8 protein-coding genes and 1 pseudogene are annotated in these 11,395 nt (G+C 70.6%); 4 read left to right on the top strand and 5 right to left on the bottom strand.

From position 1 onward, the window contains the following. Positions 1-15: 15 nt before the first annotated feature. The 3 genes from AB0D59_RS20540 to AB0D59_RS20530 form a co-directional block, all read right to left on the bottom strand. Complete coding sequence (locus AB0D59_RS20540) at positions 16-894, bottom strand: oxygenase MpaB family protein (RefSeq protein ID WP_362567022.1); 879 nt, start codon at positions 892-894, stop codon at positions 16-18. Between the two features lie 24 nt (positions 895-918). Beyond that, entirely contained in the window at positions 919-1,881 is a 963-nt protein-coding gene (locus AB0D59_RS20535; RefSeq protein ID WP_362567019.1) for an alpha/beta hydrolase, read from the bottom strand. A gap of 92 nt (positions 1,882-1,973) precedes the next feature. After that, complete coding sequence (locus tag AB0D59_RS20530; RefSeq protein WP_362567017.1) at positions 1,974-2,291, bottom strand: antibiotic biosynthesis monooxygenase; 318 nt, start codon at positions 2,289-2,291, stop codon at positions 1,974-1,976. Between the two features lie 142 nt (positions 2,292-2,433). Here AB0D59_RS20530 and AB0D59_RS20525 point away from each other — a divergent pair, with 142 nt between their 5' ends. Continuing rightward, on the top strand, positions 2,434-3,339 hold the full coding sequence (locus tag AB0D59_RS20525) for an AraC family transcriptional regulator (RefSeq protein WP_362567014.1): 906 nt from the start codon (positions 2,434-2,436) through the stop codon (positions 3,337-3,339). A 156-nt stretch (positions 3,340-3,495) separates the two neighbouring features. Further along, entirely contained in the window at positions 3,496-4,245 is a 750-nt protein-coding gene (locus AB0D59_RS20520; protein ID WP_362567011.1) for an SDR family oxidoreductase, read from the top strand. Between the two features lie 10 nt (positions 4,246-4,255). Here AB0D59_RS20520 and AB0D59_RS20515 read toward each other — a convergent pair whose 3' ends face one another. Further along, positions 4,256-8,344, bottom strand: a complete 4,089-nt coding sequence (locus AB0D59_RS20515; protein WP_362567009.1) for a beta-galactosidase — start codon at positions 8,342-8,344, stop codon at positions 4,256-4,258. A gap of 789 nt (positions 8,345-9,133) precedes the next feature. Here AB0D59_RS20515 and AB0D59_RS20510 point away from each other — a divergent pair. Further along, entirely contained in the window at positions 9,134-10,330 is a 1,197-nt protein-coding gene (locus AB0D59_RS20510; protein WP_362567222.1) for a glycoside hydrolase family 64 protein, read from the top strand. Between the two features lie 84 nt (positions 10,331-10,414). Here the strand turns inward: AB0D59_RS20510 and AB0D59_RS20505 are convergent, their stop codons facing one another. Beyond that, entirely contained in the window at positions 10,415-10,963 is a 549-nt protein-coding gene (locus tag AB0D59_RS20505) for an SDR family oxidoreductase (RefSeq protein WP_362567006.1), read from the bottom strand. On the opposite strand from AB0D59_RS20505, the pseudogene AB0D59_RS20500 reads away from it, so the two are divergent. Further along, a pseudogene (locus tag AB0D59_RS20500) lies at positions 10,907-11,326 on the top strand (CGNR zinc finger domain-containing protein); the annotation flags it as partial. The gene AB0D59_RS20505 and the pseudogene AB0D59_RS20500 overlap by 57 nt on opposite strands. Positions 11,327-11,395: the final 69 nt, after the last annotated feature.

The following is an 11,395-nucleotide window of genomic DNA, read 5'->3' as shown; positions in this document are numbered from 1 at the left end:
GTGCCGGGGCCGCCGCTACGAAACGTCGGGGGTGTTCATGGCCCAGCGGATCGTGCTGGTGAGCAGATGGCCGGCCGGGCGCACCGTGACGTCCTCGACGACCGCGAGACGGGGCAGCCGCAGCAGCGACCGGGCCCAGGAGGGCAGCAGTGTCACCGCGTTGGCGGCGAGTATGCCGTACAGGGGACGGACCGGCAGGGGCAGCGGGGGTTCCAGGAGCAGGAAGCGGGCCGCGGACCGGGCCTCGGGCGTGGCCCTGAGCTCGGGCCGGTAGCCGGCCAGCCGCGCGGACAGCTCCCGGCGGTCACGCGGTGGATCGATCATCCCGAGTGCCTCGGCGACCCGCGCGGTGTCGGCGACATAGGCGTCGTAGCCGGCCCGGTCCAGACGAGCGGAGCCGTAGCGTTCGTGCGCGCGCAGGAAGCACTCCGTCTCGGCCGCGTGCACCCACCCGAGCAGGTGCGGGTCGGCGGCGTGGTACGGCTCGCCGTCCGGCGTCGTCCCGCGCACCTTCTCGTGGATGCCCCGCACCGCGGCGACGGCCGCCTGGGCGTCGTCCGCCACGCCGTAGGTGGTCACCGCCAGAAAGGCGCTGGTGCGCTGGAGCCGTCCCCACGGGTCGCCGCGGTATCCGGAGTGCGCGGCGACGGCGGCCATGGCGAGGGGATGCAGGGACTGCAGAAGAAGAGCGCTCAGTCCGCCGACGAACATGGAGGCGTCCCCGTGGACGACGCGGATCGGGCGGCCGCGGGCGAACCAGCGGGGGCCGGGTGTGCCGTGGATCCGGGCGCGGGTGGCCGGCCCGTCGGGGCCCGCCACCCGGCGGAAGAGCATCGCACCCAGCGACGCACGGACGTCCGGCACCACGGCTGCCACCTTTCTCGCCTCTCGCATCGTGTCACCGGCCGTCCGGTCCCGTCACCCCGACAGGAGTCGTGCCAGCCAGTCGGTGCGGGTCCGGCGGGCCGTGACCGAGATGCGGGCCTGCGGGTAGAGGGCGTCGAAGCCGTGGAAGCCGCCGGCCCAGACGTGGAGTTCGGCCAGGCCGCCGGCCGCCCAGATACGACCGGCGTAGTCGGTGTCCTCGTCGCGGAAGACCTCCGCGGAGCCGGTGTCGATGTAGGTGGCGGGCAGGCCGGAGAGGTCGTCGGCCAGCGCAGGTGAGACATGGGCGGGCACCTCGTCGCCGGTGAGGTGGCCGAGGACCGCGTGCCATCCGAACGCGTTCATCTCGCCGGTCCAGACCCCGGGCACGCCCGTGTACTGGCGGCTGGAGACAGTGGTGTTGCGGTGGTCGAGCATGGGGCAGATCAGCACCTGCGCGGCGATCGCCGGGGTGCCCAGGTCGCGTGCCAGCAGGGTGAGACCGGCGGCGAGTCCGCCGCCCGCACTGGCGCCGGCGACGATGATCCGGGCCGGGTCGATGCCCAGTTCCGCGGCGTGCTCGACGGTCCAGAGCAGGCCCTGGTAGCAGTCGTCGACGAGAGTCGTGCCGGTGGCTTCCGGTGCGAGCCGGTAGTCGACGGAGACGACTACCGCGCCGAACTCGTCGAGCCACTCCAGCGGGATGTCGATCTGCGAGAAGCGGTCGCCCATGACCATCCCGCCGCCGTGGATCCAGTAGACGCAGGGGGCGGAGGCGGTGGTGGCGCCGTCGGTGTGCGCGGGGCTCAGGACCGAGAGACGGATCTCGGCACCGTCCTCGGCCGGCACGGTGATCTCCCGCCGTTCGACCTGCCGGTGCGCGAGAAGGGAGTCGACAGGGGTGGAGGGGAGCCGGCGCAGCTGGGCGAGCAGGTCCGGGGTGAGCCGGGACATGAGGGGCATGTCGGCGAGCAGCTCGCGCAGTTCGGGGTCGAGGGAGGGGCGTGCGGCGGTCATGGTCGTGGGCCTTTCTCGGGTGACGCGGGGCGACGAACGGCGACGGAAGACGGTGGGAGGCGTTGGGGCGGGCACGCGGGCCGGTCAGGGGTTCAGAAGGCGGCCCTGCCGCGGACCGGGACGTAGTCGGTGTACTCGGCCTCCTTGGCCAGCAGTCCGCCGATCCGCGCCACGATGGCCTGGGCCGCCTCGCCGGCGAAGATCCGGTGGTGGTCCTCCTCGCTGGTCCACCCCTCGATGACGTGGACGACGTCCGGGTCGGACGCGGAGCGCGAGACGAGGTAGACGACGCAGTGCTCGCTCGCGCCGGGGCTGCCCTCGTCCAGGCCGGTCAGCAGCAGGTCGACCAGTTGGTCGCCCATTCCGGGCGCGGCGGTGAGGGTGGCGTTGAAGCCGTAGGCGGAAATCATGGTTTCCTCTTCCCGGTGGTGGAGTGCGATGGTTCCATTCAAGCGGCCTGACCTGCTCAAATGTTAGATCGATGCTCGCGCGTACTTGCACGATCCTCGCTCCAGCGGGAACAGGGTGCCAGCGGGGTGGTGCAATGGACGCATGCCTCTCGAAGAGTTCCGCAGCCTGCTGGACCGGCACGCCCGGCCCGACTGGACCACCGCCATCGACGGCGTCCTCATCTCGAAGATCGACCGGCCGGACCCGCCGGGGCCCTCCATGTCCGGCACCGTGCTCGCAGTCATCGCCCAGGGCGCCAAACGCCTCGCCCTCGGCGACCGGGTCTACGAGTACGGCGCCGGCCAGTACCTGGTCGCCTCCGTCGACCTGCCCGTCACGGGGCAGTTCCTCCAGATCGGTCCCGAGCAGCCGGCCCTCGGGTTCGGTCTCACCCTGGAGCCGTCCGCCGTCGCCGAACTGCTGTTGCAGGCCGGCCCCGGTGATCTTCCGCGGGCCGGCGGAGGCGTTCCGTCGGGGATCGCCGTCAGCGACGCTCCGGCCGCGCTGCTCGACGCGGTGGTCCGACTGCTGCGACTGCTCGACGAGTCCCGCGACCGGGCCGTGCTCGCACCGCTGGTCAAACGCGAGATCCTGTGGCGTCTGATCACCGGCGAGCAGGGGGCGACGGTACGCGAACTGGGCCTGGCCGACAGCGGCCTGAGCCATGTCTCCCGGGCCGTGCGCTGGATCCGCGAGCATTACGCACAGTCCTTCCGCGTCGAGGACGTGGCGCGCATGTCCGGCATGAGCGTCTCCGCCTTCTACCGCAACTTCCAGGCGGTGACGGCGATGAGCCCCATCCAGTTCCAGAAGCAGATCCGGCTCCAGGAGGCCCGGCTGCTGCTGGCCACCCACCCCGGCGACGTGACCGGCGTCGGCCAGCGCGTCGGCTACGACAACGCCTCGCAGTTCAGCCGGGAGTACCGCCGCCAGTTCGGCGCGCCCCCGAGCCGGGACGCCGCCCGGCTGCGCGGCACCACCCGGGCACCCGTGAGCATCCTTCCCTGAGCAAACCGAGAAGTCATAGAGGATCGTGCAGGAGGCAGCGAGGATAGTTCTAGTGTTTGCGCAGGTCACAGCGATTCAATGGGATTGCCCGTTCCACCGCGGAGCAGGAAAATGCCTGTCCGTCCGTGGACCCCTTCTCATCGCGAGGACCACATCATGAAGACCGTACTCATCACCGGCACCTCGTCCGGCTACGGACGCCGGACCGCCCTCCACTTCCATGCGCAGGGGTGGAACGTCATCGCCACGATGCGTACCCCCCGCCCGGACGTCCTGCCCGCCTCGGACCGGCTGCGCGTCGTCCCGCTCGACGTCACCGACCCGGAGAGCATCACCGCCGCACTCGACGCGGCCGGCCCCATCGACGCCCTGGTCAACAACGCGGGCGTGCCCTCGATCAGCGTGTTCGAGGGCACTCCGATGGCCCGCGTCCGGGAGGTCTTCGAGACCAACACCTTCGGCGTGATGGCGACGACCCAGGCGGTGCTGCCCCGGTTCCGCGAGCGCGGCAGCGGGGCTATCGTCAACGTGACCTCCAGCGTGGTGCTGGGACACATGCCGCTGTCGGCCGTCTACAAGGCGAGCAAGATGGCCGTCGAAGGGTTCACGGCGTCCCTCGCGCTGGAACTCGCGCCGTTCGGTGTGCACGCCAAGACCGTCGAGCCGGGCGCCTGTCTCACGACGAACTTCGCCGCGAGGGCGACGAACGGCACCCCGCTCGACGGACTGGTCCCGGCGCCCTACGCGCCATGGGCGAAGAAGGCCATGGCCGAGTTCACGGGCCAGGATCTGTTCACCGAGGAGAGCGACGTCGCCGAGACCGTGTGGCGAGCCGTCCACGACACCACCGGCCAGCTCCGCTTCCCGGCCGGCCCCGACGCGGTCCGGCTCGCCCAGGCCAGGTGACGGCGACGGCCTAGCCGCACGTCAGTGTCGGTGTCCCCCAGTCGCCGTGGTCGTTGCCGTTGCCGTCGCCCGCGTCACCGACCTTGAGGTCGATCACCTGGGCACCGCTGACGTCGACGTCGATCGGCACGGCGGCCTGTCTGCCGCGGATCGTCGGCGTGGTCATGAGGATCTTGCCGTCGGCGATCACGGAGAACGTCACCGTGCCCGCACCGGCCGTCTCGTCGTCGACTCCGACGTCCGCGGTCAACCGCGAGCACTGTCCGGCGAGGTAGAGCTGGACGTCGCTGACGGAGTTGGTGCCCAGGCCCTTGGCGTGACCGACACCGGCGATGGTGATCGGACGGCCGTCGCCGGCGGCCTGCTCGCCGACGCTGCTGTCACGCTCCACCGGGCCCCACCCGTTGGTGGACGACAGGAACGGCAGGTCGCTCACCGCGCTCTTCCCGGCCGGCGGAGCCGGTGGGATCCCGCCGACGATGCGCTCGTCAGTGCCAGTGGCCTGCCGGCCGTTCTGCCGGTAGCGCACCGTGGCGGTGAGCGCCGAGGCCGAAGGCAGCGTCCCGGCCGGCGGCTGGACCGTCCAGGTGAAGGTGGCCGACCTGCCGGGTCGCAGGCGGTCGACCGAGGTGGGGCTCGTGGCGCTCACGCTCCAGCCGTCGGGGGCGGAGAGCGAGGCCGTCAGCCGGGCGGCGGACGGCCGTTTCTTCGGGACCTCGACCGTCGCCCTGGCCGTGAAGGCCTGTCCCGGCTGGGCGGTGTCCGGCACGGCCAGGGTGACGTCCGCTCCCGGGCGCTTCGGCATGGCGTAGGTCCGGGCGTCGTAGCGCGGGCTGTCGTTCTGCGCGACGCGCAGGGACGAGGCGTAGCTGCCGTAGTCGGTGAGCGAGACCTTGCCCAGGCCGCCGGTGCTGCCGTCGAGGTTCCACACGGCGATGGCGATGCTGTTGTGGCCGTTCGGGTTCAGGATTCCGTCGGGGACCGGGAACGTGTGCTGCGGGCCGAGGTAGTTGACGTAGTTGCCGACCTGCCAGCCGTTCACGAAGATCGTGGCACGGTACTTGCGTGCCGGGTCGTCGGTGAACGTCAGCCCGAGCGAGGTGTCCTGACCGCGCGGCAGGTCCAGGCTGACGTCGGTGCGGTACCAGGAGACGCCGGGACGGGTGTCGGTCGTCGGCAGGGACACCCGGTCCCAGTCGCTGTCCGGGTAGCCCGGCAGGGACCAGCCGGCCCGTTCGCCGTACAGGCCGCCCGTCGAGAGCGGTCCGCGCACGGTGTCCTGGAGGTCCTCGCCGCCGCGTACGCCCTGGAGCCGCCAGGTGACGGAGGTCAGCGGCGCCCCGACGAGGGAGGCGCTGGTCAGGCCGCGCGCGGTCTTGTTGCCGTTGGTGGAGTTGTAGTCCTCCTCGTGCCCCATGTTCACGGTGAGCACGGACAGGACGTTGTCGCCTTCGGACTTCACCGCGCCGGCCGGGAAGGCGAAGTCGCCGCTGCCCGTGGTGGAACTGCCCAGGAAGGTGCCGTTGAGCCAGACGGAGAACGCCTGCGCGTCTCCGCCGGAGTCCGAGACCAGGTGGATGCCGGTCTCCTTGCCGGTGGCGCGGAAGCGGCCCCGGTACCAGGTGTTGCCGGTGTGGAATCCGTAGTCGTCCGCGTAGAGCACCGGCAGTGCGTTGACGCCGGAGACGCTGTTGGTGGTCGCCTTGTCGGCCACCTGCCAGCTGGAGTCGTCGAATGCGGGCGCCGCTTCGGGGGATTCCTCGGCATGCTTCCAGTTCGTCAGCGCCGGCAGGTGTATCGGGGCGGCCACCGGGATGGTGCCGGTCAGGCTCCCCGTGTCCGTCGCCCCGGTGCCCAAGGTCCTGCCGTTCCAGGTGACATGGGCGGCGGAGGTGAACACCTCGATGTTCTTGTCGTCGGCGTTGTCTCCGGTGAGCGCCACGGTACGGCCGCCGTCCCGGCTGGTCGCCGTCCGCAGCAGATGGGTGCCGCGCACGAGCACCGGGCCGGTCGCCGTGTCCTGACGCCAGAAGGTCTTGGCCGTGGCCTTGTCGCCCACGAGCAGCAGCAACGGACGCTTTCCACCGCCGCTGATGCTGACCCGGATCAGGCCCTTGTGCGTGTAGTTGAGTCGCAGGTCGCCGGTGGCGGCGTCCCACGCGGGCGTGACCGCGCCCCCGGTGGAGGTCACCGTGGGCTTGGCGGCGTAGCGCAGGACGGTCTCGCCGTCGCTGCCCTCGTCGCCGTAGAGCACGGCCACGTCCCGGGCGCCGATCGTCGCGCTGGTCATGATCTCCGAGGTCGAGTACTGCAACTGTGAGTCCCCGAGCCGGTAGTTCGCGACGATCACGTGGGAGTCGCGTCCGTCGAGCGTGATCGCGGTGCCCGGCTGCTGCGGCACGACCGGGTAGGTCGGCTGCGTGGCGTCGGCCGTCGGCACGTCGATGGCGTCGATGGACACGTAGTTGTCCGTGGACCCCGAGCTGTGGTTCCCGTTGACGACGATCTTCAGGGTGTGTGCGCCGGGAGTCAGGCCGGTCTTCTGGAAGAGCACCGCCTGGCTCTCGCTGCCGGAGTCGTCGACCGTCGCGGCCTTGGTGCCGTCGAGGTAGACGTCGGCGTACCCGTGGTTGTTCGTCTTCGAGCCGATCCAGCGGATCGCGGTGCCGTCGAAGGGGACGGTGAGCGAGTCGCCGGCCTTGCTGGAGAACGACTCGGTGTGCTTGTAGTCGCCGCCGGTGTAGCTCGTGTCGGCCACGTGCGACCACGAACCGGCGTACTGCAGCGCGGAGTCGGGGTCGTCCCAGGTGTAGGTGGTGTCCGCGGACGGCTGGGCGTTGAAGTCCAGCGAGATGTGGGTCTTGTCGACGGCCGTGGACGTGGAGTTCCCGTGCCGCACGACGTGGAACTGCGTCTTCGTGTCGGGGTTCAGCCGGGCGGTGTCGACGACGGCGGAGTCGTCCGGCGGTGTGGCCCTGATCGCCTCGGTCTCGGTCAGCGGGGCGACCGACTGCGTGAAGTACCCGATCAGCTTGTCCTCGTAGTACTTGGGATCGAGCTGGCGGGTCTCGCGGATCGCGGCCCCGTAGTCGTACGACGTGTAGTTCTCGGGCATGCCGAGCCAGCCCCAGTTGGTGCCGCCGTAGGTCATGTAGAAGCTCTGCGCGGTGGCGCCGACGGCGATGTTCTGCTTGTAGAAGACGTTGGCGAACTGGTCGTTGATCAGCTGGGCGCACTTGTCGTAGCCCGGTCCGCCCCAGGGGTCGAAGGCGCCGCCCTGGAACTCCGGTGAGTACAGCGGCTTGCCGGCCGGGTGGTCGTAGCTGATGTCGGGGACGCCGTTCCACTTCGAGGGGTTCGAGCAGTCGAAGCCCTGCGGGTAGGAGTCCGGGCCGTCGACGTCCAGGGCACCGGTACCGGAGTTGAAGGTGCCGTTGTTGTTGCCGGTCAGCGGCACCGTGATGCCGTCGGCGCGGGCCTTGTCCTCCAGGTGCCGCATGTAGGAGCGGCCGGCGGCCGAGCCGTTGTAGTACTCGTTCTCGACCTGGTAGGCGATGACCGACCCGGTGCCGTTGGTCAGCTGGTGGCGGGCGATGATGCGGTCGATCTGGGTCAGCCACTCGTCCGCGTACTTCAGGAACCGCGGGTCGTCGCTGCGGTTGTTCCCGGCCTTGGTGGTCAGCCAGCCGGGCAGTCCGCCGCTGTCGACCTCCGCGTTGATGTACGGCGCCGGGCGGGCGATGACGTAGAGGCCGGCCTCCTGGGCCAGGTCGAGGAGCTTGTCGACGTCCCGCACGCCGGTGAAGTCGTACACACCCGGCTTGGGCGAGTGGTAGCCCCAGTCGAAGTACAGGGAGGTGGAGTTGAAGCCGGCGGCCTTCAACTTCTGGAAGATGTCGCGCCACAGGTCCTGGCTCGGGAGCCGGAAGTAGTGGAACTCGCCGGACCACAGGTAGGTGCGCCTGCCGTCGACGAGGAACGAGTAGCCGTCGAGACTCACCGTGTGCGCCTGCGGACTCACGGCAGGTGCTGCGGCGGATACGGCGACGGATGTCTGCTTGCCGGCATCCCGCGCCGCCGCGGGCGCGGTCACGCCCATGGCCAGGGCGATGGTCGCGGCCGTCGCGAGGAGCGCCCTCCCCCACCGACGGCGACCGGGTCTCGCGACCTCTGAACGGATCCCACTGCCTCGCACTGCGGCCTCCATCCGCCTGAGCAATCAGCATCGAACAGACTCAGGCAAAGCCGAACAGTAAGGGGACACAAGGTCCAACACAATGGGGCGGGAGGACATGACCGAGGCGGCGGAGGTCCGGAGCAGATCAACCGGTTCCTGGCCGATCGACTCGCCTCGCCGCGCGCCTGAGGGGCCGCGGTTGCCGGCCCGGTCGAGCGAGACGGGCGGCGGGCAGGCGCAGTTGTGGTGGCCGGAACCCACCGCGCCTTGGCGGAGTCGACGAGCCCGGACTCCTCGGGTGTCCCGCGTCGGGGAGACGTGTACGAGGCGGCACAGGGCGGTCGGGGCAGTCGGGGCAGTCGGGGCAGTCGGGGCAGTCGGGGCGGTCGGGGCGGTCGGGGCGGTCGGCCGATCCTGGCGGGAGCGGCAGACTCGTCGAGGCGGGGGGGTGTCCACACCGGTGCCCGTCGTGAACGCCCGCCGCGCTTAACCGCGGTTTAAACGCACCTTAAGCATCCTTGGGCCCTTGTGTGCTTCCCAAGTAGGCCCAGCTCAGCGGGATTTGGCGATTCATGTTCCGGTTGGCGGCGGTCACGGCCGTGGCTATGGTCGGGGCTCACCGACGGCGCGTGACGCATGCGTGAGAGCGCTCTCACGCGTGGGGCGTGCCCGCGCGCCGGGTGTCGTAGCCCTACGTCCCCAGGAGGCCCGATCATGTCCCGTCACCAACGCGACCTCAGCCGCCGCAAAGTACTCTTCGCCCTCGGCGGCGCGGTCGCGGCGGCTCCGGCCGTCGCGGCCGTGGCGCCGTACGCGCTCGCCGACCAGTCCGCGGCCACGACCACGGCGGCCGGCGCGCTCCCCGTCACCGTCGTCAACGGCACCGGTTCGTTCGACAACGCGTCCGTGCACCTGTACGTCGTCGGCAACCTGGACGGCAAGCAGGTCCGGCTGACGCCCGAGGGCGAGGCCGTGCCGATCGCACTGTCCGACAACGGTGCCGACGGCTTCACCGACTACGCCATCCCGCTCGCCGGCAGCGGCGACACCTCGCTCTCCCTGCCCTACATGTCCGGCCGCGTCTACGTGGCACTCGGCGACAAGCTCAGGTTCAAGGCTGTGACCGACGGCGCGGGCAACCCGGCCCTCCAGTACCCGGCCGGGTGGGTCGCGTCGGACCCGAACTACGGTGTGCTGCACGACTGCGCCGAGTTCACCCACAACGCGTCCGGGATGTTCTGCAACACCACGATGGTCGACATGTTCAGCGTGCCGATGAGCATCCGGCTCACCGGCGAGAAGGACCAGAAGACGGGCACTCTGCGCTCCGGCGGGCGCGCCGCGGCCTTCGCCGCCGTCAAGGAGGTCGAGGAGTTCGCGCGGCTGGTGGTGGATGACACCCGGATCATCGCCCCCGGTCACGGCCTGGACGCCGGCATCTTCCCGGCGAGCTATTTCGATCCGTACATCGACGAGGTGTGGAGCACCTTCACGGGCAAGGACCTCAGGGTCACCACGAACGCCGGTACGTTCACCGGGCGGGTGCGCGCCGACCGGTTCGCCTTCGACGGTCCCGCGTCGGTGTCCTTCGCCAGGCCCGCCACCCGTGACGTGTTCTTCTGCGACGGCAACCTGGCCGCTCCGAACGACGGCACCACCGGGCCCGTCGCGGCCGTGCTGGGCGCCGGTTTCAACCGGTCGACCCTGCTGAGCGTGACCGACCAGCCCGCCACCGACCCGGCCGCCTTCTACCAGGGCGAGCTGACCAACCACTACGCGAAGGCGATCCACGCGGCGACCGAGGACGGCAAGGCCTACGGGTTCGCCTTCGACGATGTCGCGGACTTCGCCTCCTACGTCCAGGACACGGCCCCGACGGGCTTCACGCTGACCCTGACCGCGTTCTGACGCGCGGTCGGCGCTCGGCACCCGGCGACCGATGGTGTTCAGGGTCGTCAGCCAGTCGCCGCAACCGTCGGGGCGGCCTCCGGGTCATGTGCCCGTGGCGATCCTGAGGGGCTGGCCGCCGTCGACGGCCAGACAGGTGCCGGTCAGGAAGGTGTTCGTCAGGGCGAAGAGGACGGCGTGGGCCACGTCCTCGGGGGTGCCGATGCGGCCCGTGGGGTTGCCCGCGGAGAGCCTGGCGAACAGTTCGGCCTTCTTCTGTTCGCCCAGGGGGTCCCACGCGCCGGTGTCGATGGTGCCGGGCGAGACGGCGTTGACCCGGATCGGCGCCAGTTCCACGGCCAGGGACCGTACGACGGTGTTGACGGCACCGTTGGTCGCGGCGACCCCGAGAAAGCCGGGGTCGGGTTCGAGCGCGGCCACACCGGAGAACAGGACGAGGGAGCCGCCTGCCGGCATGCCGGGCGCGAAGTGCTTGGCGAGCATGATCGGCCCGACGACCTTGGTGTGGAACGACCGCAGGATCGCCTCGGGTTCGAGTTCGAAGACCAGCCCGCGGGCCCGGGCGGAGGCGGTCGAGAGGCCGCCAGGTCCTGGCAGCTGGCCCACGGAGGTACCGGCAGTGTGGAGGAGCACCGGTATCTGCTCCGGGCGCGTGATCTCCTGCGGGACGTGGTGAGCGGTGACCGGCCCGCCGCCTCGCTGGCCCCGCTGCTGGAGGACGTCATCTCGCGCCCGCGGCTGTCGCCTGCGGGGGTGGCGTGGGAGCTGGACGCACCCGCGGAACGCCGGATGGCAGTGGCTGTCGTCCTGGCCTGGAGCGCGCTGCAGGAGACCATGCCGGGCCGACTGCGCCCGTGCGGCAACCCGGAGTGCCGCCTGTTCCTCATAGACCGCAGCAAGACCAACCGGGCCCGCTGGTGCTCGATGGCCGTCTGCGGCAACCGGATGAAGGCACGGCGCCTCTACCAGCGCACCCGGGACGCAGCGGCCGGGTGACACCCACACCGACGGACCCTACGCACCACGCCTCAACATCTCTATGCCTACCGGGAGATGAGCGACAGA

It is taken from the genome of Streptomyces sp. NPDC048417 (genome assembly GCF_040651615.1).
Lineage (GTDB): Bacteria > Actinomycetota > Actinomycetes > Streptomycetales > Streptomycetaceae > Streptomyces.
The sequence above is the reverse complement of the archived record's forward strand: the minus strand, read 5'-3'. Positions and strand labels throughout refer to the sequence as shown.

Excerpts from the sequence above, each read along its gene's own strand:
- AB0D59_RS20525 (WP_362567014.1), top strand. The coding sequence starts at position 2,434 with ATGCCTCTCGAAGAGTTCCGCAGCCTGCTGGACCGGCACGCCCGGCCC.
- AB0D59_RS20515 (WP_362567009.1), bottom strand. The coding sequence starts at position 8,344 with ATGGGCGTGACCGCGCCCGCGGCGGCGCGGGATGCCGGCAAGCAGACA.
- AB0D59_RS20540 (WP_362567022.1), bottom strand. The coding sequence starts at position 894 with ATGCGAGAGGCGAGAAAGGTGGCAGCCGTGGTGCCGGACGTCCGTGCG.
- AB0D59_RS20520 (WP_362567011.1), top strand. The coding sequence starts at position 3,496 with ATGAAGACCGTACTCATCACCGGCACCTCGTCCGGCTACGGACGCCGG.
- AB0D59_RS20530 (WP_362567017.1), bottom strand. The coding sequence starts at position 2,291 with ATGATTTCCGCCTACGGCTTCAACGCCACCCTCACCGCCGCGCCCGGA.
- AB0D59_RS20535 (WP_362567019.1), bottom strand. The coding sequence starts at position 1,881 with ATGACCGCCGCACGCCCCTCCCTCGACCCCGAACTGCGCGAGCTGCTC.